At 51.7% G+C, this 21,412-nt stretch carries 20 protein-coding genes; 11 read left to right on the forward strand and 9 right to left on the reverse strand.

The window, feature by feature from the left end; translation table 11 throughout:
- Positions 1-375: 375 nt before the first annotated feature.
- On the forward strand, positions 376-1,296 hold the full coding sequence (gene lpxC, locus AKG09_RS10380; RefSeq protein WP_054619373.1) for a UDP-3-O-acyl-N-acetylglucosamine deacetylase: 921 nt from the start codon (positions 376-378) through the stop codon (positions 1,294-1,296).
- A gap of 66 nt (positions 1,297-1,362) precedes the next feature.
- On the opposite strand, the gene AKG09_RS10385 is transcribed toward lpxC, so the two are convergent.
- The 4 genes from AKG09_RS10385 to AKG09_RS10400 all read right to left on the reverse strand — a co-directional run bounded on the left by AKG09_RS10385 (position 1,363) and on the right by AKG09_RS10400 (position 3,607).
- Positions 1,363-2,046, reverse strand: coding sequence for a 2,3-diphosphoglycerate-dependent phosphoglycerate mutase (locus tag AKG09_RS10385; protein ID WP_054619374.1), 684 nt, complete (start codon positions 2,044-2,046; stop codon positions 1,363-1,365).
- A gap of 98 nt (positions 2,047-2,144) precedes the next feature.
- A complete protein-coding gene (locus AKG09_RS10390) occupies positions 2,145-2,621 on the reverse strand; it encodes a hypothetical protein (protein ID WP_054619375.1) in 477 nt (158 codons plus the stop codon).
- 116 nt (positions 2,622-2,737) lie between these two features.
- Positions 2,738-3,148: a hypothetical protein gene (locus tag AKG09_RS10395; protein ID WP_054619376.1), complete on the reverse strand. Its 411-nt coding sequence runs from the start codon at positions 3,146-3,148 to the stop codon at positions 2,738-2,740.
- A gap of 21 nt (positions 3,149-3,169) precedes the next feature.
- Positions 3,170-3,607, reverse strand: coding sequence for a surface-adhesin E family protein (locus AKG09_RS10400; protein WP_054619377.1), 438 nt, complete (start codon positions 3,605-3,607; stop codon positions 3,170-3,172).
- A gap of 62 nt (positions 3,608-3,669) precedes the next feature.
- Between AKG09_RS10400 and recQ the strand changes: the two genes are divergently transcribed.
- Complete coding sequence (gene recQ / locus AKG09_RS10405; protein ID WP_009115311.1) at positions 3,670-5,502, forward strand: DNA helicase RecQ; 1,833 nt, start codon at positions 3,670-3,672, stop codon at positions 5,500-5,502.
- Positions 5,503-5,533: 31 nt separating this feature from the next.
- Here the strand turns inward: recQ and AKG09_RS10410 are convergent, their stop codons facing one another.
- Positions 5,534-6,241, reverse strand: coding sequence for a lipoate--protein ligase family protein (locus AKG09_RS10410; protein ID WP_156320840.1), 708 nt, complete (start codon positions 6,239-6,241; stop codon positions 5,534-5,536).
- Between the two features lie 227 nt (positions 6,242-6,468).
- Here AKG09_RS10410 and ggt point away from each other — a divergent pair, with 227 nt between their 5' ends.
- Positions 6,469-8,217, forward strand: a complete 1,749-nt coding sequence (gene ggt / locus AKG09_RS10415; RefSeq protein WP_054619394.1) for a gamma-glutamyltransferase — start codon at positions 6,469-6,471, stop codon at positions 8,215-8,217.
- Positions 8,218-8,386: 169 nt separating this feature from the next.
- Here the strand turns inward: ggt and AKG09_RS10420 are convergent, their stop codons facing one another.
- Positions 8,387-10,240 carry a ribonuclease catalytic domain-containing protein gene (locus tag AKG09_RS10420; protein WP_054619378.1) on the reverse strand — a complete coding sequence of 618 codons (1,854 nt, stop codon included), beginning with the start codon at positions 10,238-10,240 and terminating at the stop codon, positions 8,387-8,389.
- A gap of 176 nt (positions 10,241-10,416) precedes the next feature.
- Positions 10,417-11,811 (reverse strand): glutamate--tRNA ligase, encoded by a 1,395-nt coding sequence (gltX, locus tag AKG09_RS10425; protein WP_054619379.1) that lies wholly within the window; start codon positions 11,809-11,811, stop codon positions 10,417-10,419.
- A 224-nt stretch (positions 11,812-12,035) separates the two neighbouring features.
- On the opposite strand from gltX, the gene AKG09_RS10430 reads away from it, so the two are divergent.
- The 4 genes from AKG09_RS10430 (at position 12,036) to AKG09_RS10445 (ending at position 15,736) form a co-directional block, all read left to right on the forward strand.
- Positions 12,036-13,571 carry an ABC transporter permease/substrate-binding protein gene (locus AKG09_RS10430; protein ID WP_082391992.1) on the forward strand — a complete coding sequence of 512 codons (1,536 nt, stop codon included), beginning with the start codon at positions 12,036-12,038 and terminating at the stop codon, positions 13,569-13,571.
- A complete protein-coding gene (locus tag AKG09_RS10435) occupies positions 13,568-14,497 on the forward strand; it encodes an ABC transporter ATP-binding protein (protein WP_054619380.1) in 930 nt (309 codons plus the stop codon). The genes AKG09_RS10430 and AKG09_RS10435 overlap by 4 nt, the downstream gene beginning before the upstream one ends.
- 128 nt (positions 14,498-14,625) lie before the next feature.
- Positions 14,626-14,856 carry an exodeoxyribonuclease VII small subunit gene (locus AKG09_RS10440; protein WP_040667269.1) on the forward strand — a complete coding sequence of 77 codons (231 nt, stop codon included), beginning with the start codon at positions 14,626-14,628 and terminating at the stop codon, positions 14,854-14,856.
- The gene (locus AKG09_RS10445) at positions 14,843-15,736 is read left to right on the forward strand and encodes a polyprenyl synthetase family protein (protein ID WP_054619381.1); all 894 of its coding nucleotides are present in this window, start codon (positions 14,843-14,845) and stop codon (positions 15,734-15,736) included. The genes AKG09_RS10440 and AKG09_RS10445 overlap by 14 nt, the downstream gene beginning before the upstream one ends.
- Positions 15,737-15,816: 80 nt before the next feature.
- Here the strand turns inward: AKG09_RS10445 and AKG09_RS10450 are convergent, their stop codons facing one another.
- Both AKG09_RS10450 and AKG09_RS10455 read right to left on the reverse strand, forming a co-directional pair.
- Positions 15,817-17,070 carry a PilT/PilU family type 4a pilus ATPase gene (locus AKG09_RS10450; RefSeq protein ID WP_054619382.1) on the reverse strand — a complete coding sequence of 418 codons (1,254 nt, stop codon included), beginning with the start codon at positions 17,068-17,070 and terminating at the stop codon, positions 15,817-15,819.
- Between the two features lie 24 nt (positions 17,071-17,094).
- A complete protein-coding gene (locus AKG09_RS10455; RefSeq protein WP_054619383.1) occupies positions 17,095-18,132 on the reverse strand; it encodes a type IV pilus twitching motility protein PilT in 1,038 nt (345 codons plus the stop codon).
- A gap of 139 nt (positions 18,133-18,271) precedes the next feature.
- Here AKG09_RS10455 and AKG09_RS10460 point away from each other — a divergent pair, with 139 nt between their 5' ends.
- The 4 genes from AKG09_RS10460 to dksA all read left to right on the forward strand — a co-directional run bounded on the left by AKG09_RS10460 (position 18,272) and on the right by dksA (position 21,154).
- Positions 18,272-18,964 carry a YggS family pyridoxal phosphate-dependent enzyme gene (locus AKG09_RS10460; RefSeq protein WP_054619384.1) on the forward strand — a complete coding sequence of 231 codons (693 nt, stop codon included), beginning with the start codon at positions 18,272-18,274 and terminating at the stop codon, positions 18,962-18,964.
- A 93-nt stretch (positions 18,965-19,057) separates the two neighbouring features.
- The gene (proC, locus tag AKG09_RS10465; RefSeq protein WP_054619385.1) at positions 19,058-19,852 is read left to right on the forward strand and encodes a pyrroline-5-carboxylate reductase; all 795 of its coding nucleotides are present in this window, start codon (positions 19,058-19,060) and stop codon (positions 19,850-19,852) included.
- Positions 19,853-19,955: 103 nt separating this feature from the next.
- Positions 19,956-20,513: a YggT family protein gene (locus AKG09_RS10470; protein ID WP_054619386.1), complete on the forward strand. Its 558-nt coding sequence runs from the start codon at positions 19,956-19,958 to the stop codon at positions 20,511-20,513.
- Positions 20,514-20,737: 224 nt separating this feature from the next.
- Positions 20,738-21,154, forward strand: a complete 417-nt coding sequence (dksA, locus tag AKG09_RS10475) for an RNA polymerase-binding protein DksA (RefSeq protein ID WP_040666724.1) — start codon at positions 20,738-20,740, stop codon at positions 21,152-21,154.
- Positions 21,155-21,412: the final 258 nt, after the last annotated feature.

Genomic DNA, 21,412 nt, shown 5'->3' on the forward strand with positions numbered 1-21,412 from the left:
TTTATGCAAATATAATTTCGAAATATGCTTGGACAAAAATAGGTTTTAAGCCTTCTTTTTACTTTTTTATTTAAAAAATAAAAAGATTATGATGAAGAAGCATGGCTTTAAAAGAGCTATTTTCTGTGGATAAGTTAAAAAATTTATGTAAAATCAAATAATAAGATTGTTTGAAAAACTATGGATAAATAGGGGTAAAACTGCAGGAAAAGCTGGAGAGAGCGTGTGCAGAAAAAAGAATAAGTTCTTTATTGGGAATCTGATGCGTGGATAAAGCTACGTTATTCATAAACAAATTCAATGTTATCCCAAAGCGTTTTCCCGTATCATCGCTTTAATTGATGATTATTTGAAATCAACCATGGAAGGATACGAATGTTACAGCGTACTTTAGCCAAATCCGTGCGCGCTACCGGGGTGGGTCTGCATTCGGGCGAGCGCGTTTCGCTTACTCTGCATCCTGCGGAGGAAAACAGCGGCATCGCTTTCCGCCGTACTGATTTGAGCGGGGAGCAAGGTGAAATCATTAAGTTGACCCCTTATCTGATTAACGATACCCGTTTGTCTTCCACCATTGTTACCGAACAAGGTGTACGTGTCGGAACCATTGAGCATATTATGTCGGCATTGGCTGCTTATGGTGTGGATAACGTGTTAATCGAATTAAACGCGCCGGAAATCCCGATTATGGACGGTTCCAGCCTGCCCTTTATCTACCTTTTACAGGACGCGGGCATCGTGGATCAGAAAGCGCAAAAAAAGTTTTTGCGCATTTTGAAAGAAGTGGAAGTGCGGGAGCCGGGCAAATGGGTAAAATTCACGCCTTATAACGGCTTTAAAGCGGCTTTGACCATCGAGTTTGACCATCCTGTGTTCAACCTCAGCAGCCCGCGCTTTGAGATTGATTTTGCAGGAAAATCTTATGTGGAAGAAATCGCCCGCGCCCGCACTTTCGGTTTTATGCAGGAAGTGGAAATGATGCGCTCGCACAACCTCGGTTTGGGCGGCAACCTTTCCAATGCGATTGTGATTGATGATGCTGATGTGTTGAACCCGGACGGTTTACGCTATCCCGATGAATTTGTGCGCCATAAAATTCTGGATGCCATTGGTGATTTATATATTGTCGGCCACCCGATTATCGGCGCATTTGAAGGTTTCAAATCCGGCCATGCCATCAATAATGCTTTGTTACGCAAAGTATTGGAAGACGAAACGTCTTACGAATGGGTGGAGTTCAAACAAGATGAGGATCTGCCGCTGGCGTTTCACAGTTTGAATTTGGATGTTGCCTGATTGCCAATATCAACAATGCCTGTCTGAAACTAAGTTTTCAGACAGGCATTGTTTATTCGGAAACCCTTACAGATAGAATTTCTCAATCACTTTCAAATTATCGTCCAGCTTATACACCAGCGGTTGGCCGGTGGGGATTTCCACACCCATGATTTCTTCGTCGGAAATGCCTTCCAAGTGTTTTACCAGTGCACGCAATGAATTGCCGTGGGCGGCTACCAATACGCGTTTGCCGTTTAAGAGGGCCGGTGCGATTTGGTCGTGCCAGAAAGGCAGCACGCGCACGAGGGTTACTTTCAGGTTTTCGCCGTCCGGCACCACATCGGCAGGCAGGTGGGCGTAGCGGCGGTCGTTGTGGGCGGAAAATTCGTCGTCGGCATCCAAAAGAGGCGGCAGGGTATCATAGCTGCGGCGCCAGATGTGTACTTGTTCGTCGCCGTATTTTTCGGCGGTTTGTTTTTTGTCCAAACCTTGCAGCTGGCCGTAATGGCGCTCGTTCAGGCGCCAGCTTTTGATTTGCGGCACCCATAATTGGTGGGATTCTTCCAGCACGATGTTGCAGGTTTTGATGGCGCGGGAAAGGGCTGAGGTGAAGGCGATGTCAAACAGGTAGCCTTTTTCTTTCAACTTGCGGCCGGCCGCAGTGGCTTCGGCGATGCCTTGCTCGGAAAGTTTAACGTCGCGCCAACCGGTAAACAGGTTTTTGGCGTTCCATTCGCTTTGGCCGTGGCGGATAAGTACGAGTTCCATTTATTTCTTCTCCATATCGGGGTTAAGGTTAACAACAGGTATCGGTGCAAACGGCCGTTCAAAGCGGGAGGTTTTCCAGGTTCCGTTTGCCCGGTAACTTAATATGAATTTTTTTGCATTTCCAAACATTCTGCGCGGGCTTTTTCCAGCGCCTGCTTATTGTGATAAGCCTGATATTCGGCTCTTCTGGCATTGATGAAAAAAGCCGGGTTTTGATTGAGCAGCGCGCCTTTCATGCCTGCATCGTCGGCAGGGGGTTCGGCGCTGCCTAAAACGGGTTGGTTGCTGATAACGGTTTTGTTATCCAATTCAATATTGCCTTTTTGCTTTTTCCATTTGCCGAGTTGGGCGCTTTCGTAGTTTAAATCTGTTCCTGAGGAGAACATGCAGTATTTGCCTTCCGGCAATACATGAACGAAAACCAGCTCGCGAAAATCGGCCGGGCCGTGGGGGCCGTATAAGGCATATTGGTATCGGCCGGGCTGTATTTGGGTTTTCGCGCCGGTATTGGCAGGCGCAGCGTAGGCGTTGAGGCTTGCCAGCAAAGCAAGTATGGAAAAAGTAGTTGATTTCATCGTCGTTAATTTTTAGTGAGTAAAGTTTTGCTGCTGGCTGTTTAAGGCAGCCGTATCAGTATAAATGCCTGTCTGAAAACGAGGTATTTTTTCAGACAGGCATTCGGTTTTTCGGATTAATGCACCAATCCGGCTTGGCGGGCGGCTTCCCATGCTGCATTCAAGCGTTGGCTGGCGGCTTGAGTGGCGTTGTCGGTGCCGGTTTTGGATTCGCTGGCCTGATGCAGTTCGGCGCGTAGGCGGGTGATGTCGTCATCGGCCTGCTGCTTGCGGCGTTCGGCATCGTGAAGCCGGCGTTGGAGGCTGGCGATATGGCCGTCGCTGCGGTTTTGTTGCCGGATGGCTTCGCGGTAGGCCGCTTGTGCGCTCAATAGTTCGTCGCCTACTACACCGGAACCGGCCGCTACTTGTGCGGTGGCTGCAGGTGGCAGGTTGGCGGGCGCGTGTTCGGCGGAGCGGCGGAGCGGGTTGTTGAACGTGCAGGCCGAAAGGGAAAGCAATAAAAAGACAACTGATAAGGGCTTCATGTGTATCCTTTCAGACAGGCATTATTTGCCCGAACATACGGTTTGATATTGTTTTTCAACGATGGAGCCGCTTTCGGCAACCGGCATCGGGCGCACGTTAACCGGCGTGTAGGTTTGTTTGAGCAATTCTTTGCCGTTTTCATCCAAAAGGGTAAGCGCGCTTAGGCGGTAGGTTTTTTTGGCACAGTCGATTTCCCAACTGCCGATGGCGGTTTTGTAGCGCGGCGTGTTGACATAGCGCTCTTGCGCCGGTTTCACCACGGTTTTCTTGTCGCGGAAAGTTACGATATTGCCGTTGCGTTTAACGCTGCTTTTATCGATATAGTTGCGGATATTGCCTTCGTTGCTTTCGCCGATACTCTGCCAGCTTCCTTCAACTTTCGGGCCGCCGGCACACGCAGCCAGAAGACCGAGTAAAACAAGCGGGGCGGCTAATCGCAAAGCCTTGCGTGGATTCATAAACTTTCCTTTCAGACAGGCATTCATTAAAATATCGGCCTTATTATAACGGAATTCTCCAAATGACCAAGCAGCGCGACGATGCACGGCGGATTTTGCACGATGTGTTCGGCTACCCCGATTTCCGCGGGCGTCAGGCCGAGATTGTGGACACGCTTGCCGGCGGCCGGAGCCTCTTGGTTTTGATGCCCACCGGCGGCGGCAAATCGCTTTGTTACCAAATTCCCGCCCTGATGCGCGAAGGTGTGGCGATTGTGGTGTCGCCGCTGATTGCGCTGATGAACGACCAAGTGGCCAACCTGCGCGCCGTAGGCGTGCACTCGGCCAGCGTACACAGCGGCACGCATCCCGACGAAGTGCGCCAAATTGCCGAAGATATCCACAATGGCTCGCTCAAGCTGCTTTATGTTGCGCCTGAAAGGTTGGTAAGCGAGCGTTTTCTGCGCTTTCTGGATAACACCCGAATCAGCCTGTTTGCTATTGACGAAGCCCATTGCGTGAGCCAGTGGGGCCACGATTTCCGCCCCGAATACCAACAGCTCGGCCTTTTGGCCGAACGCTATCCGCAAGTGCCGCGCATTGCACTCACTGCCACGGCCGACGCCGAAACCCGCGCCGACATCAAACATTATCTCAAGCTGGAAGACGCACCCGAGTTTATCGCCAGCTTCGACCGCCCCAATATCCGTTACCAAGTGGTTGAAAAAAACAACGGTAAAAAGCAGCTGCTCGATTTCATTCTTAAAGACATGCAGGGCGAAAGCGGCATCGTGTACTGCCTCAGCCGAAAAAGCGTGGAAGACACCGCCGAATTTTTAAGCAGCCACGGCTTAAACGCCATTCCCTACCATGCCGGCCTGAGCATGGAAACGCGCACGCAAAACCAGCGCCGTTTCACGCAGGAAGACAACATCATCGTTGTGGCCACCGTGGCCTTCGGCATGGGCATCGACAAGCCCGACGTGCGCTTTGTCGCCCACCTCGACATGCCGCAAAGTATCGAACATTTCTATCAGGAAAGCGGCCGTGCGGGGCGCGACGGGCTGCCCGCCGCCAGCTGGCTTTGCTACGGCATGAATAATTTAATGCTGCTTAAAGAACGCATTATGGAAAGCGGCAGCGATGATTTTCAAAAACAGATCGAGTTGTCTAAGCTCAACGCCATGTTTGCCGTGTGCGAAACCGCCGAATGCCGCCGCGTGCCTTTGTTGCGCCATTTCGGCGAAGAAAGCGGGCCTTGCGGCAATTGCGACAACTGCCTCAACCCGCCCGTGCGCTTCGACGGCACCGTGTTGGTGCAGAAACTGTTGAGCTGCATCTACCGCGTCGGCCAACGCTTTGGCGCAGGTTATGTAATTAATGTGTTGCGCGGTAAAAACGAAGATTGGATCAAACAAAACGGCCACGACAAACTTTCCACATTCGGCATCGGCGCCGAGCAATCCGATAAAGACTGGCGCGCCGTTACCCGCCAATGCCTCGGCCTCGGCCTGATCGACACCGATACCGCCAATTATCAGGCCTTGCGCCTCACCCCCGCAGCCAAAGCTGTGTTAACCGGCGGGCAAACCGTTTGGCTGCGCCCGCTCAAACGCCAGAAAACCACTTCGACCGGCAGCAAAACCCAATGGCTGCGCACCGAGCGCGAAGAGCGCATCTGGCAGGAGCTCAGGCATTGGCGGCTGGAGCAGGCCAAAGCGGAAAACGTGCCCGCCTACATTATTTTCGGCGACCGAACCTTGCAAAGCATTGTGCAAAACCTGCCGCAAACCGAAGCCGATCTGCATGAAATCTATGGTTTGGGCGAAGCGAAAATCGAGAAATACGGCAGTGATGTATTGGACTTATGCGCCAAGTTTATGCAGGAAGCAGATGATGGCGGGGATGTGTTTTAAATCTATGATGCCTGTCTGAAAAGGTCGTTTTTCAGACAGGCATTGTCTGTATCAATAAGGTATTCAATTCATCTGCCACAATTTCACTGCCCGCGCCGCTCAAAGCTTCCACTGATACAGTCCGCTCCGGCAGATAGCGCACGCCGCTGCCGAGCGCCTGCTCGAAGCGGTTGGCCTGCCTGGTGAGTTCCTCCGCTTGGGCGGCGATGATTACGGCGTGGGAAAGAATGGTGTAGCGGCCGGGGCGGGTTTTGTCGCGCTGCCAAAATTGGGCGGTGCCGGCGATTTTTCTGCCGTTGGCGGCGAGATTGAAGCGGCCGTCGCAAAACGAGCCGGTTACGGTTTGGGTGTCGGTGGCGATGCCGAAGCGGTTGAAAAGTGTTTGCAGCAGGCGGCAGAGGGCGAGATAGTGGGCTTCGGCGGTGGGAAACGGGTTGTCGGTGGCCACGCTGTATGCGAGATTCAAGTTGACCGTGTGTGGCGACTGGGGTACCACGCCGCCGCCGGAGAGCCGCAAATGCACAGGCATGCCTTCGGCAGCGAGCGTTTCGGATGCCTGTCTGAAAAGCGGCCGGCTGCGGTATTTACGCGGCACCACAATGCCTTTGGGCGGGATGTGTATCCAGAAAAGCCCGCGTTCGGGCGTAACCTGCTGCATCAAGCGGCTTTCGTTATCCGACCAGCTTTGGTTTGTTAAATCAAATGCTTGGGTGTAGGGGCTAAGCGGCGGCAGGGTCATCGGCGGCTCCGGCGGTGTGAGGGTTAAACAAGCAAAAAAGTACAAGCGGAGGGCAAGCATCTTTTCCGTTGTATATGGTTGTGAAATAAAGGGAATACCTGTCTGAAAACAGCTTCAGTATATAGCGAACTGTTTCTTTCAGACAGGCATTGTTTTTATCCGGCAAAATCGGTTAAATTACAAAAATCTTTTTAGCATAATTAAACAGAAAGACCACCATGACACCCATCAAAACTGCTTTTGCCCTTGCCGCCGCCGTATTACTGGCTGCTTGTTCCTCCATTTCGAGTGCCGACCGGCAGGCTTCGCGCGGAGCCGATGATTTTTCACCCGAACAAGGCCACGGCATGACCGAGCAAAAACTTGTGCGTGCCAAAGAATTTATGGCCGCTTCGGCCAACCCGCTGGCCACTGAAGCAGGCTATCAGATTTTAAAACAAGGCGGTAGCGCGGTGGATGCCATGATTGCCATGCAAACCACATTAAGCTTGGTGGAGCCGCAGTCTTCCGGCTTGGGCGGCGCGTTTGTGGTGTATTGGGACAATGAGGCGAAAAAGCTCACCACGTTTGACGCGCGCGAAACCGCACCCAAAGCCGCCACACCCGAATTGTTTTTAGATAAAGAAGGCAAGCCGCTGGAATTCAAGCAGGCGGTGGTGGGCGGACGTTCGGTCGGCACCCCGGGTGTGCCGAAAATGATGGAAGAGCTGCATCAGCGTTACGGCAAAATGGCGTGGGCGCGCTTGTTTGATATGCCGGTGAAGCTGGCGGAAGAAGGCTTCCAAGTGTCGCCGCGCATGGCTGCTTCGATACAGAGCAATGCCGAGCACTTGCAGCGTTATCCCGCCACCGCCGCTTATTTCCTACCCGGCGGTCAAGCTTTGCAGGCGGGCGCATTGCTGAAAAATCCCGAATTTGCCGCCACGGTGAAAACCCTGGCTAAAGACGGTGCCAAGCCTTTTTATGACGGCAAATACGCGCAAAACATCATCAAAGCCGTGCGCGGCGCCGAAGATAATCCGGGCAAACTGGCCGCTGTTGATTTTAAAAACTACAAAATCATCGAGCGCGAAGCCGTGTGCGGTGATTACCGAGAATACCAAGTGTGCGGCATGGGTGCGCCCAGTTCCGGCGGGATTGCACTGGCGCAGATTACCGGCATCCTGAACCGGTTTGAGCAAAAACAATTTTCCTACCGCAATCTCAACAGCTGGCGCCTGCTCGGCGACGCCTCGCGCTTGGCGTTTGCCGACCGCGACCTTTATGTGGCCGACCCGGATTTTGTAAAAGTGCCCACGCAGGCGCTGGTTTCCGATGCCTATCTGAAACAGCGCGCCGCCTTGCTCGCCAATACCGGGCAAGCCCTAAGCGAAACCCCGGCCGGCGATTTCGGCAGCAAGCAAGCCGCCGCTCCGGCTATCGAGCTGCCTTCCACCAGCCATATTGTGGCGGTGGACAAACACGGTAACGTGCTTTCCATGACCACCTCTATCGAAAACGCGTTCGGCTCCACCCTGATGGCCAACGGCTATCTGCTGAATAACGAATTGACCGATTTTTCATTCGAGCCCGTGAAAAACGGCCAACCCGTTGCCAATCGTGTTGAAGGCGGCAAACGCCCTCGCTCGTCTATGGCGCCGACTATTGTGTTGAAAAACGGCCGACCTTATATGGCGGTCGGCTCGCCCGGCGGCAGCCGCATCATCGGCTATGTGGCAAAAACACTGGTGGCGCATATCGACTGGGGCATGGACATCCAAAAAGCCATTTCCCTGCCCAATATGCTCAACCGCTTCGGCACTTATGAGTTGGAACAAAATACCGCCGCTGCCAAACAGGCCGAAGCCTTGCAGAAAATCGGCTACAAAACCGAAGTGCGCGATCTGAATTCCGGCGTGCAAGGTATTGTGATCACCGATAAAGGTTTGATCGGCGGCGCCGACCCGCGCAGGGAAGGAAAAGTGATGGGCGACTGACAGAGCGTCGATTGGTCCCGTGAATTTGAAGAATGCCTGTCTGAAAGCTTTTTCAGACAGGCATTCTTATATGGGCAGTATAGTGAATCAACTTGAAAATAGTACACTCGTTATACTCGGGTTAAGCCCGGGTATGACGAAAGCGTTATTTTTTAGTTTGTTTGTTATATCAAACTACCGCGTTCAAATAATTCAAGCCCAAAACCTGTTTTTCCGGATCCACTTCCGTAACGGCCAGTTTTACCGTGGTTTTCGGCGGAATCTCCAGCGGGATGCCGGTGGCACGGGCGACCATGGGCAGGCCGCAGAGGCGTACGATTTCTTCTTTCAATACCAAGCCGTTGATTTCCCTGATGCCTTCCTGCGCGAGATACACCATAGACCAATAAGCCTCCATTTCGCGCTGAAAATCATGGTAAATCGTGTAGGTGGATTCGAAATCGCGCATGGCGGCAAACAGCATATTGTCGCCCCGCGCAAAACGCGGCTCGGCGCCCGCTTCAATCAGGCTGATAAGCTGCTTTTGGTTGATATAGTCGGCGGCCCGGCGCAGCGGCGAGGTAAACCAACCGTAATGCTGCACGCCCATGCCGATGTGAGGTTCGGATTGCGTGCTCATGCGCACTTTGCCGGCGGGCTGCACGCGGAACAAGGCGGGCACTTCGTTTTCATGCAGCATTTTCGCCCAAGTGCTGTTGGCCAGAATCATCATCTCCGACACCAGCGTGTCAATAGGCGAGCCGCGCTCGCGCACGGTGATTTCTACTTTGCCTGCTTCGTCAAAACCGATGCCGTAATCATATTGCGGTACCGCTTCGGCATCGTATTTGCCGCGTTGCTTTTGCAGTTCAACGGCCAGCTTGTAAAACCAGATTAAGGCTTTGTGGTGGGCAAACATGGCTTTGCCTTCGTCATCTAATCCTTTTTGGCTGTTGAAATGCGGCTCGATGGCACCGATGCGCAGGTTTTCGGCAATCTGCACGCGTTCGATTTTGGTTTGCGGGTTGCTCACATTAAACGCTTCGTCCACATCAAAGTAAATGCTCACCGCAGGCCGCGCTTCGCCTGTGTCGAGGCTGAACGCGCCAATCCAGTTGTCCGGCAGCATGGTGATTTTGCCTTCCGGAAAATAAGCGGTGCTTTGGCGCTGGAAAATGATTTTTTCAATTTCGCTGCCTTGTGCCACCGCCAGCGCGGGCGCCGCAATATGGATGCCGATGCGCTTGATGCCGCCGCCGATATCCTGCACAGATAAAGCGTCGTCCACCTCGGTGGTGCTTTCGTCGTCAATCGAAAAGGCTTCAATGCCTTCGGCCAGCGGCAAAGCGCCCAAATCGGGAATATCAATGGCTGGAAAACCGGTGCCTTGCGGATAGTTTTTCAGCTCGAAACCTTCGCGCATAAATTGCGCCAGCGATGATACGCCGCCGGTTTTTTTCGCCAGCTCGTAAGGCGAAAGTTTCATGGCGGCAGCGGCTTTGGTGAAGGCTTTGTAGGTAAGAGACTGCTTATCGGGCGCGTGAAGTATGGTTTTCAGGTCGGCGCCGATTGCTTCGGGCAGGCTGCCCTGCTGTAAAGCTTGCGACCAGGCTTCCATTTGCGCATCTTGCTGCTTTTTGCGCTCGATGGCCGCCAGCGCCTGCTTGAGTGTTTCTTCCGGTGCGGCTTTAAACACGCCTTTGCCTTTTTTATAGAAATAAGCGGGTGCGGCATAAAGTGCAATCAGTGTGGCCGCCAGCTCGGTTTTGGTGGGCGTGTGGCCATAATATTCTTCGGCGATGGCCTCTGCACTGAATTCCTCTTCGCTGCACACTTCCCATAATAAATCGGTATCGATCTGCGCTGCTTCGGCTTCGGCGGTTTCGAGAAAGCCGGCCGGCGGTGTATCGAATTCGGCAAACACATGAGATGCTTTCACTTTAGCCCGTTTGCCGTGTTGCGTTTCCACCTGATAATGGCTTTCGGTTTTCTGGATAACGGAAGCGACCTTAAACTGGCCGCTTTCTTCGTAGAATATATTCATGTTGGTGTCATTTAATGATTAAGGGCGTGATTTTAACATAATGCCTGTCTGAAAAACCGCGTTTCAGACAGGCATTGTTTCAGACAGGCTTTGCTTGCATGAGCGCTGCTGTATTATTCGAATACATACCGAAACTGCTAAGTATATGTATTCAGAGCGTTACCCATTTTTCGTAATTACGAGCGGATGCGCGTCAGCACTTCTTCTTTGCCCAGAAGCGCCAACACGGCATCAATGCTCGGGGTTTTGGCGGTGCCGCACACAGCCAGGCGCAGCGGCATGCCGAGTTTGCCCATTTTGATGCCTTCGGCGTCGCAGAAGGGTTTGAACAAATCATGAATCGCTTCGGCGTTCCAGTCGGCCAGACCTTCCAGTTTTTCGGCAAAACGCAGCATGCGCGCGGGGGCGTCTTCGTCCCAATGTTTTTGCACATCGGCTTCCGCGGGCGTGCTTTTTTGGTAGAAATACACGCATTCGTCGGCCAGCGTGTTCAAATCTTGGGCGCGGTCTTTCACCAGCTCAAGCACATCTTCCAATGCGGGTTTGTCGGTTTCATGAATATCGCGCACCTGCAAACGGGGTTTAACCAATTCGGCCAGTTTTTCGTTAGGTGTTACTTTGATGTGCTCGCTGTTAATCCAGTAGAGTTTTTTCAGGTCCATGCGGCTGGGCGAGAGAGAAACGTCTTTCAAATCAAACCATTCGACAAACTGCTGCATGGTGAAAAATTCGTCGTCGCCATGCGCCCAGCCCAAGCGGGCAAGGTAGTTGAGCATGGCTTCGGGCAAGATGCCCATTTGGCCGAAATCGGTAATGGCTACGGTGTCGCCGCTGCGCTTGGAGATTTTTTTGCCTTGTTCGTTGAGAATCATCGGCAGGTGACCGTATTCGGGCAATTGGTTGCCCATGGCTTTTAAGATGTTGATTTGTTTGGGCGTGTTGTTAACATGGTCGTCGCCGCGGATAACGTGGGTAACGCCCATGTCGTGATCGTCCACCACCACGCAGAAGTTGTAGGTGGGCGTGCCGTCGGCGCGGGCGATGATTAAATCGTCGAGCGCTTCGTTGGGAATGCTGATTTCGCCTTTGACCAAGTCGTTCCACTTGGTTACGCCCTCGGTCGGGGTTTTGAAACGCACCGCGGGTTCTACGCCTTCGGGTATGGGAGGCAGGGTTTTGCCGGGCTCGGGGCGCCAGCGGCGGTCGTAAGTGGCGGTGCCTTCTTTTTCGGCTTTTTCGCGCATGGCTTCCAGCTCTTCTTTGCTGCAATAGCAATGGTAGGCATGGCCTTTTTCGAGCAGCTCGGCAATTACTTCTTTATAGCGGCCGAAGCGGCGGGTTTGGAAGATAACGTTGTCGGCATTGTCGTAATCGAGGCCGACCCATTTCATGCCGTCGAGAATAATGTTGACCGATTCGGCATTGGAGCGCTCCAAATCGGTGTCTTCGATGCGGAGCAGGAATTCGCCTTTGTGCTTGCGGGCGAACGCCCATGAAAACAAAGCAGTACGCACGCCGCCGATATGCAGATAACCGGTGGGGCTGGGGGCAAAACGGGTTTTAACGGTCATGATGGCAGCTCCAGTATGTGTGAAAAGGGGTATTTTATAATTTGGGGCACGAATATGCCAGCAATGCAGCGGTTTTGATTCACAGCCGCATATCCCCTACAATGGAACCAAACAAGATTTGTGCAGCCTCATTAATATTGGCCGCATAATCAAAAATATCATTCCCATGCTTCAATAAAGCAGCCAGCTTCGCCCAGCCTGCCAACTATCCCCAGATAATATTTATGAATGCCATTTTGCAAACGCTTCTGGAGCGCAAACATGATTTGTTGACCGCCACTTTCGAGCACCTTGTGCTCTCGCTGCTTGCGCTTTTGTGTGCCATCGTGATAGCCGTGCCACTGGCGGTTTGGTTTTCCTCACACAAAAAGCAGGCCGAAGTGGTGTTGCAGCTCACCAATATCCTGCAAACTATCCCTTCGCTGGCCATGCTCGGCTTGCTGATTCCTTTTGTAGGCATCGGCACGCCGCCGGCTTTGATTGCGCTCACGCTTTATGCGCTGCTGCCTATTTTTCAAAACACTTATTTAGGCCTGTCTGAAATCAATGCTTCGGTGCAGGAAGCGGCCACGGCATTCGGTTTGTCGCGCTGGCAGAAGCTTTTCCGCATCGAGCTGCCGATGGCGCTGCCGGCTATGGTTTCCGGCATACGCACGGCCGCCGTGCTGATTATCGGTACGGCCACACTGGCTGCGTTAATCGGCGCGGGCGGTTTGGGCAACATCATCCTGCTCGGTATCGACCGCCACAATATGGCGCTGACTTTTATCGGCGCAGTGGCTTCCGCGCTGCTGGCGGTGGCGGTGAGCGGGTTGGTGTATTGGCTGCAACGGAAAAGAGCGGGCTTTGTGCTGGTGTTGGTGGCGGTAAGTACCGTGTTGCTGCTGGGCGCGCAATGGTGGAGCAGCCACAGCGGCGGCAAGCAAACCGTGATTGCGGGCAAGCTGGGCAGCGAGCCGGATATTTTAATCAATATGTATAAAATGCTGATTGAGGCGGAGAACCCGGAAATCGATGTGGTGTTGAAGCCCAATTTCGGCAAAACCAGTTTTCTTTTCAACGCACTTAAAAGCGGCGAAGTGGATATTTATCCCGAGTTTACCGGCACGGTTATCGAAAGCTTGGTGGAGCTGCCTGAAGCCCAGAAAAACCGCCCGCTCAGCCCCGAAGAAACCTATACACTGGCGCGCCGCTTGATTGCCGAGCAGCACAACTTGCGCCTGTTGCCCGCCATGAAATACCAAAATACTTATACACTCGCGCTGCCGCAGGATTACGCGCGGGCACACGGTTTGGTGAATATTTCCGACTTGGCCAAAGTGAAAAACCAAGTACGCGCCGGTTTTACGCTGGAGTTTATCGACCGCAAAGACGGCTACAAAGGCCTGTCTGAAACCCACCGCATTCCACTCAAACACGTTTCCAGTATCGAGCCGGCTCTGCGTTACACCGCGCTTCAGGAAGGCCGCATCAATCTGGTGGACGCCTATTCCACCGATGCCGAAATCCGCCAATACAATCTTTACATGTTAAAAGACGACTTGCGGCTCTTCCGCGCTTATCAGGGCGCGCCGCTGATGAAAGCCGAGTTTGCCGAGCAAAACCCCGAAATCGTCGGCGCGCTTAACCGTTTGGCAGGCAGAATCAGCGAAGAAGAAATGTCGGAAATGAATTACCGCGTGAAAAACGGCGGTGAAACGCCGGCACAAGTGGCGGCCGATTATCTGAACAAACACAAACTGCTGGAGCAACAGCCATGAAGCCGATTATCCAGTTCGACCATGTTGCCAAGCGCTACGACGGCAAAACCGTTATCAGCGATTTGAATTTAACCATCAACGAAGGCGAGTTTTTCGTGATTGTCGGCCCTTCCGGCAGCGGCAAAACCACCACCATGAAAATGATTAACGCGCTGGTCGAGCCGACCGACGGCAACGTGTATTTCAACAACCAACGCATCAAAGACTACGACATCCGCCGCCTGCGCCACCGCATCGGTTATGTGTTGCAGCAGATTGCCCTGTTTCCCACCATGACCGTAAAACAGAATATCGAGCTGATACCCGACATCCTCGGCTGGAAAAAAAGCGAACGCAGCCGCCGCTCTACCGAGCTGCTCGAAATGGTGGGTTTGTCTCCGCAAAAATACGCCCACCGCTATCCGCACGAGCTCTCCGGCGGCGAACAGCAGCGCATCGGCATCTTGCGCGCCATCGCCGCCAAGCCCGACGTGCTGCTGATGGACGAACCTTTCAGCGCGCTGGACCCGATTTCCCGCAACGCCTTGCAGGAAATGGTGGCCGAAATCCACCAAAAGCTCGGCACCACCATCGTGTTTGTTACCCACGACATGAACGAAGCCATGCGCTTGGCCGACCGCATCGCCGTGATGCAAAACGGCAAGCTCCAGCAAGCGGGCACACCGGAAGAGATTCAAACCCGGCCGGCCAACGAATTCATCCGCTCCTTTTTCCAAAGCACCCGCACCGACTACGGCAAAATCAGCGAACTTGCCACACTCGGCCTGCTGCCCCTGAGCGAAGCACCGTTGCCCGAAGTATCACCCGAAGACGGCATCGAAACCCTGTTTCCCCTGCTCAGCCGCCACGAGCGTGTGCGGGTCGGCAAAAGCGGCGAAATCGACAGCAGGCTGGTGTTCGGCTATTTACATAGCCGAGGGCAATAATGCTAAAGAACCTTCCAATGCCTGTCTGAAAACTTTTCAGACAGGCATTGCCTTTGCCTATGCCATTTCTGCGGCACACAGCCGAAAATGTTACAATGCCGTTTTCACTCAACCATCCAAACCTCATCATGAAAAAAGCCGCCGCCCCCAAATCATTTGAAGAAGCGCTCAAGCGTTTAGAAACGCTCACGCAAGCTATGCAAAGCAGCGAAATGCCGCTGGAAGAAGCGCTTGCCGCCTACCAAGAAGGCAACGAATTGGTGAAATACTGCCAAGCCAAATTGGCCGAAGTGGAACAGAAGCTGCAAGTTTTAGATGCGGGCGAGCTGAAGGAGCTGAATCTTGATGCAAGCGAATGATTTGAAATTGTGGCAGCAAAAAGCGCAGGCACAAACCGAGCTTGCGCTTGAGCGTGTGCTGCCTGCAAGCCATACCGTGCCCAACACCCTGCACGAAGCCATGCGTTATGTCACGCTCGGCGGCGGCAAACGCCTGCGCCCGCTTTTGGTGCTGGCGGCTTCCGAGTTGGGCGAAGCCGATTTTACCGCGGTGGAGCAGGCGATGGCGGCGATTGAAATGGTGCATGTTTATTCGTTGGTGCACGACGATATGCCCGCGATGGATAACGACAGCCTGCGCCGCGGCAAGCCGACCTGCCATGTGCAATACGACGAAGCAACCGCGCTTTTGGTAGGTGATGCGCTGCAAACGCTGGCGTTTGATGTGTTAAGCCGCCCGGCTAATCTGCCCGCTGCGCGCCAGTTAAAAATGGTGGGTGTGTTGGCAAAAGCGTCCGGCAGCCTCGGTATGGCGGGCGGACAAGCGATCGATTTGGCCAATGTCGGCAAAGCGATGAACCAGGCTGAATTAGAGCAGATGCACGGCTTGAAAACCGGCGCGCTGATTCGAGCCGCCGTGATGCTCGGCGCATTGTGTTGCCCGAATCTGAACGATGATGATATGGCACGTTTGGATGGTTATGCCAAAAAACTGGGCTTGGCTTTTCAAGTGATTGACGATGTGCTCGACTGTGAAGCCGACACCGCCACTTTGGGCAAAACCGCCGGTAAAGATGCGGATAATGATAAACCGACTTATGTAAAACTGATGGGCTTGGCCGATGCCCGCGCTTATGCGGAAATGCTGGTTGCCGACGCTGTGTCGTTGTTGGAGCCTTTCGGCGGGAAAGCCGCCCGCTTGCGTGGCTTGGCTGAATTTGTTACCGCACGCAAAAACTGATGCCTGCTTAAAACAATGCCTGTCTGAAAATAAGTTTTCAGACAGGCATTGTTATGAACGGATATTAAGGCTTTACTGCTTTAAATCAGATTCAAATCGCTGACACGGTCAAACAGATGCTCTGATTTTCCGCCTTCTTCGTGAAGCTGGATGCGCAAACGCAAGTCGTTGGCGGAGTCCGCCTGACGCAGGGCTTCGTTGTAGTCGATGACGCCGTCGGTGTAGAGCTGGAACAGGTTTTGGTCGAAGGTTTGCATGCCTTCTTCTGTTGAGCGCTGCATCAATTCTTTAATTGCCATCAATTCGCCTTTGAAAATCAAATCCTGAACAGCGGGCGAGTTAATCAGCAGATCCACAATGGCTGTGCGGCCCTTGTTGCCTTTTTTCACCACCAAGCGCTGGCCGATGATTCCGGTAAGGTTCATGGCAATATCCACCAATACCTGTTTATGGCGCTCTTCAGGGTAAAGGTTCATGATGCGCTCAATGGCTTGGTTGGCGTTGGTGGCATGGATGGTGAATACACACAAGTGGCCGGTTTGCGCCAGTTGCAAAGCATATTCCATACTTTCTTGAGAACGTACCTCACCGATACACACAACATCAGGTGCCTGACGCATCGCGTTTTGCACCGCCAAATCCCAGCTTTCGGTATCGATGCCGACTTCGCGCTGAGTGATGATGCATTTTTTCGGCGTGTGCAGATATTCAATCGGGTCTTCGATGGTAATCATGTGGCCGGGCAGGTTGTGGTTGCGGTGATTGAGCATCGCAGCCATTGAGGTGGATTTACCGGAGCCTGTTGCGCCTGCCAAAATCAGCATGCCGCGGGATTTCAAAATCAAATCGTTCAATATCGGAGGCAGGTTCAGCTCTTCTACGGTTGGAATCTCGGTGTTGATGCGGCGCAATACCAAACCAACGCGGCCTTGTTCGTGATAGGCATTTACCCGATAGCGGGTGTTGCTTTTCGATTGGATGGAATAGTTCAATTCCAATTCGCGTTTGAAGATTTCTTTTTGCTCGTCGTTCATGGTTGAATCGACAATGGCTTTGGTATCTTCCGCGGTCAGCATCGGCATCGGAACCGGCATCAACTTGCTGTTGAGCTTCATGGCCGGCGGAAAGCCTGCGCTGATGAAAATATCGGATGCGCCCCGGTCTTCGGCATCAAAACACATTCGGTCTAAAATCGGATGAATGTGTACACCGATGGCCGAAGGGGTGGGTTTCTGTTGGAAAGAAGGGCCGCTTGATGCGATTTGTTTGTCGGCATAGGCGGCAACCATGCTGCTGAGCAGGTCTTGTAAGTCTTTGTGTGATTGGTCTGACATAATATTCTGCCTTGCTGAAACGGGTTACGCGAAGTCGGCATTTTGCGCTTTGGCGCGGGCGGTTTCCGGGCTGATAACGCCTTGGCGAACCAGATTTTGCAGCGCTTGATCCAGTGTTTGCATGCCGTGGGTTTGGCCGGTTTGCAGCACGGAGCCGATTTGGGCGATTTTGTTTTCGCGGATCAGGTTACGCACGGCAGGGGTGGAAATCATGATCTCATGGGCAGCCACACGGCCTTGGCCGTCTTTGGTTTTCAGCAGGGTTTGTGAAATCACGGCACGCAGCGATTCGGAAAGCATGGAGCGAACCATTTCTTTTTCGCCGGCCGGGAACACGTCCACAATACGGTCAACGGTTTTGGCAGCGCCGGTGGTGTGCAGGGTGCCGAATACCAAGTGACCAGTTTCGGCAGCGGTTAATGCTAGGCCGATGGTTTCAGGGTCGCGCATCTCACCCACCAGAATCACGTCAGGGTCTTCACGTAGTGCCGATTTCAGTGCGTTGGCAAAGCTGTGGGTATGTTCGTGCAGTTCACGCTGGTTAATCAGCGCTTTTTTGCTTTCGTGCACAAACTCGATCGGATCTTCGATGGTGAGGATGTGCGCCGGATGGTTTTCGTTGATGTAGTTGATCATGGCCGCCAGCGTGGTGGACTTACCGGAACCGGTAGGGCCGGTAACCAGAACTAAGCCGCGCGGGGTATCGGCGATTTTTTGGAAAATACGCGGTGCTTTGAGGTCTTCCAAAGTCAATACGGTGTTGGGAATGGTACGGAACACGGCAGCCGGGCCGCGGTTAGACATAAACGCGTTCACACGGAAGCGTGCAACGTTAGGTAATTCGAATGAAAAGTCGGTTTCCAGATTTTGCTGGTAATTTTTGCGCTGGTGGTCGTTCATTACTGAGGTGATCATGTGCCCCACTTCTTCTGCGGTCATTTCAGGCAGATTGATGCGGCGAACATCGCCGTGCACACGAATCATGGGCGGCAAACCGGAGCTTAAATGCAAGTCGGATGCTTTGTTTTTTACGCCGAAGGCGAGTAAGTCGGTAATTTGCATAATGTGGTCTCGTTTTATTAAGATACGTTTGGTGGGCTTTCAGCCACTGAAAAATCCTGCATATTCTAAATAATCGCGTCCGTTTAGACCATGCAAAAATTGTATTTGCCGGTAAAACGGCGCAAACCGAGGTGAAATCATGACGATGTTGCAACAAAATTACCAATCTGTGTTGGTGCAGATTGCAGCGGCGGAAAAAGCTGCCGAACGGCATGCCGGAAGCATACATTTGATCGCGGTGAGCAAAACGTTTCCGGCATCGGATATCCGTGAAGTTTATGCGGCGGGGCAGCGTGATTTTGGTGAAAACTATATTCAGGAGTGGTATGCCAAAACGGAAGAACTGGCGGATTTGCCTGGTTTGGTTTGGCATATTATCGGGCAGGTGCAATCGAATAAAACCAAGTTTGTGGCCGAGCGGGCGCATTGGGTGCATACCATTGATAAGTTAAAAACAGCCGAGCGGTTGAGTGCGCAAAGGCCGGAACATATGCCGCCTTTAAACGCGTGTATCGAAGTGAATGTTTCGGGAGAGGCGGCCAAGCATGGTGTGCCGCCGCAAGATGCTGTGGCGTTGGCTTTGGCGGTAAGCAAATTGCCGAACTTGAAAGTGCGTGGATTGATGTGCGTGGCAGAGGCGGATGCTGATGAAGATGAGTTGGGGCGGCAGTTTCTGTTGATGCAGGATTTGCTGAAGCAATTGCAGGCGGCTGGTTTGGAGGCTGATGTGTTATCAATGGGCATGTCTGCCGATATGCCGTTGGCAGTAGCTTGTGGTGCGACTCATGTTCGGATAGGCAGTGCGATTTTCGGTAAACGCAATTATGCTTGATTTTGTAGAATGCCTGTCTGAAAGATAGTTTCAGACAGGCATTACGTGTACCATTTTATTTAGGAACCCTACTCTGATAGGAGTATGCAGGATATGACTATTTATTTTTTAGGCGGCGGTAATATGGCGGCTGCCATTGTTGCCGGTTTGCATCGTAAAGGCAAACAGGGCGAAGTGCATGTGGTGAATCGTGGTGCAGAAAAGCGCGAAAAGTTGGCGGCGCTTTATGGCGTGCGTACTTCAGAAACTTTGCCGCCGTTAACGGCAGAAGATATGTTGGTGTTGGCGGTAAAACCTCAAGATATGGAAAAAGCATGCTTTGGAGTGCAGACTAATGGCGCGTTGGTGCTTTCGGTGGCGGCTGGTTTGAGTGTGGATACGCTGAGCCGATATCTCGGCGGAACGCGGCGCATTATCCGAATCATGCCGAACACGCCTTCGCAAATCGGAATGGGTGTGAGTGGCCTTTACGCAGCGGATGGCGCTGGCGAAGCAGATAAAACACGGGCTGCCGACTTGATGCGGCCTTCCGGTTCGGTGATTTGGTTGGATGAAGAGGCTCAGATTCATGCGGTTACCGGTATTAGCGGCAGCGGACCTGCTTATGTATATTATTTAATGAATGCATTACAGGAAGCGGCTAAAGCTCAGGGTTTTGATGAAGAAACGGCAAAGACATTGAGTTTGGCAACCTTTAAAGGTGCAGTTGCTTTGGCAGAGCAAACCGGAGAAAGCTTTGCAGTTTTGCAGCAGAATGTAACATCCAAAGGCGGTACTACACACGCAGCTATTGAAACTTTCAAGCAACATCAAGTTGCAGAAGCCATAGGATGGGGCGTAGATGCCTGTGTGGCCCGCTCGCAGGAAATTGCCGCACAGTTTGAATAAATAAGCCTGCAATATTTTAATTTGAACCAGGTTGGTTTATGAATTGCCCAATGATTTAAATCAGGCATAATGTAAGCAGAATGCCTGTCTGAAAGAGAAACTTATGTTGCAAAAAATTATCCAGCTTTTGGCAGATGGCTTTGCAATGCTATGCATCGGCCGTTGCCTGTTGCAATGGGGCAGAATGCATTTTGATCATCCGATTGCACGGTTTTGCAAACAATTCACTGAATGGCTGGTTCGTCCGATAAGAAAAGTATTCAAGCCAACCGGCCGTTGGGATATCGCTTGTATCGTTGCGGCAGCGGCTGTTTATTATCTCGCATTTGCTCTGATTGTATTCTTATCATTGCCCCATGCGAATCCAGTGAAATCTTTGGTCGCTATCTTGTGCTATACCTTAATCGGCATGACCAAAACATCAGCCTATCTTTTGTTTATCGGACTTTTCGCCCGTATGGTATTAAGTTTTAACAATCAAAACAGCAAACTTTTACCCGTTTTAAACAATATATTCGAACCCTTATTGCGCCCGTTTGTCTATTTCAAGATAGGCCGATACGATTTCTCAGGCAGTATACTAGTATTAATTTTATGGATTTGGCTGGTAACATTTTCTCCTAACTTGATTTACCGTTTGGATTTGTGGCTCTTGTCGTAGCCAAACATAGATTATGTAGTTAGAAGTGTGGCGGAACCAATACGTTATAAAATAGTTTTTTCGGTAAATATAATCTAAATAGATAGTATTGTGCTGTGCTCGTGTTATGATTTGCTCCTTACTGAACCAATACAATCAAAGGTTAAGATCGATTGGTTAGAATAACCCACGGTTCCAACTGCCGTGACAATAATAATCAACCTGAAATAAAGAAAGAAACATATATGGCAAAGCTGACAGAACAAGACATTCTCAATTGGAATGGCCCTGAAGAAGATTATATGAATGAAGATCATCTAAACTTTTTCCGTGAGCTGTTGGTGAAACTTCAAGAAGAATTGATTGAAAAAGCCAACGTTACTACGGGGCATTTGCAAGAACATGAATCCGCTTCCGATCCTGCCGATCGCGCAACCCAAGAAGAAGAGTATGCTCTTGAATTGCGCACGCGTGATCGAGAAAGAAAGCTTATGAGCAAAATTCAGTCATCCATTCGTTTGATAGATGAAGGAGAATACGGTTATTGCCAAGATACCGGAGAACCTATCGGATTGAAGCGTTTGCTTGCCCGGCCAACCGCAACCCTTTCTGTGGAAGCGCAAGAGCGTCGCGAGCAGATGAAAAAACAATTTGCCGATTAATGTTGGTAGTAAAACAACTAAAGCCGTTTATCAAAAACGGCTTTAGTTGTTTTTGTCTTGAGAAAGTAATATAACTAAATTCTCATATAAAACATTTGTTTAGTGTTTGTTGGGTATATTTGAGTTGTTTTGGGTGTTGACGCTGGTTGGGTTGTTGGGTATAGTTCGGTTTCTTCGCTGCTGCTGCAGTGATTCACGAACTGGTTATTATAGCACAAGCTGTTTTGATTGGTTCGCGCTCTTTAACAATACAGATTA

Origin of the sequence: Neisseria sp. 83E34 (assembly GCF_001308015.1) — a bacterium.
Classification (GTDB): domain Bacteria; phylum Pseudomonadota; class Gammaproteobacteria; order Burkholderiales; family Neisseriaceae; genus Neisseria.

Excerpts from the sequence above, each read along its gene's own strand:
- proC (WP_054619385.1), top strand. The coding sequence starts at position 19,058 with ATGACTATTTATTTTTTAGGCGGCGGTAATATGGCGGCTGCCATTGTT.
- AKG09_RS10410 (WP_156320840.1), bottom strand. The coding sequence starts at position 6,241 with ATGACCCTGCCGCCGCTTAGCCCCTACACCCAAGCATTTGATTTAACA.
- AKG09_RS10445 (WP_054619381.1), top strand. The coding sequence starts at position 14,843 with ATGCAAGCGAATGATTTGAAATTGTGGCAGCAAAAAGCGCAGGCACAA.
- dksA (WP_040666724.1), top strand. The coding sequence starts at position 20,738 with ATGGCAAAGCTGACAGAACAAGACATTCTCAATTGGAATGGCCCTGAA.
- AKG09_RS10385 (WP_054619374.1), bottom strand. The coding sequence starts at position 2,046 with ATGGAACTCGTACTTATCCGCCACGGCCAAAGCGAATGGAACGCCAAA.
- AKG09_RS10455 (WP_054619383.1), bottom strand. The coding sequence starts at position 18,132 with ATGCAAATTACCGACTTACTCGCCTTCGGCGTAAAAAACAAAGCATCC.
- AKG09_RS10460 (WP_054619384.1), top strand. The coding sequence starts at position 18,272 with ATGACGATGTTGCAACAAAATTACCAATCTGTGTTGGTGCAGATTGCA.
- AKG09_RS10450 (WP_054619382.1), bottom strand. The coding sequence starts at position 17,070 with ATGTCAGACCAATCACACAAAGACTTACAAGACCTGCTCAGCAGCATG.
- AKG09_RS10395 (WP_054619376.1), bottom strand. The coding sequence starts at position 3,148 with ATGAAGCCCTTATCAGTTGTCTTTTTATTGCTTTCCCTTTCGGCCTGC.
- recQ (WP_009115311.1), top strand. The coding sequence starts at position 3,670 with ATGACCAAGCAGCGCGACGATGCACGGCGGATTTTGCACGATGTGTTC.
- AKG09_RS10400 (WP_054619377.1), bottom strand. The coding sequence starts at position 3,607 with ATGAATCCACGCAAGGCTTTGCGATTAGCCGCCCCGCTTGTTTTACTC.
- AKG09_RS10440 (WP_040667269.1), top strand. The coding sequence starts at position 14,626 with ATGAAAAAAGCCGCCGCCCCCAAATCATTTGAAGAAGCGCTCAAGCGT.
- lpxC (WP_054619373.1), top strand. The coding sequence starts at position 376 with ATGTTACAGCGTACTTTAGCCAAATCCGTGCGCGCTACCGGGGTGGGT.
- AKG09_RS10430 (WP_082391992.1), top strand. The coding sequence starts at position 12,036 with ATGAATGCCATTTTGCAAACGCTTCTGGAGCGCAAACATGATTTGTTG.
- AKG09_RS10435 (WP_054619380.1), top strand. The coding sequence starts at position 13,568 with ATGAAGCCGATTATCCAGTTCGACCATGTTGCCAAGCGCTACGACGGC.
- AKG09_RS10470 (WP_054619386.1), top strand. The coding sequence starts at position 19,956 with ATGTTGCAAAAAATTATCCAGCTTTTGGCAGATGGCTTTGCAATGCTA.
- AKG09_RS10420 (WP_054619378.1), bottom strand. The coding sequence starts at position 10,240 with ATGAATATATTCTACGAAGAAAGCGGCCAGTTTAAGGTCGCTTCCGTT.
- gltX (WP_054619379.1), bottom strand. The coding sequence starts at position 11,811 with ATGACCGTTAAAACCCGTTTTGCCCCCAGCCCCACCGGTTATCTGCAT.
- AKG09_RS10390 (WP_054619375.1), bottom strand. The coding sequence starts at position 2,621 with ATGAAATCAACTACTTTTTCCATACTTGCTTTGCTGGCAAGCCTCAAC.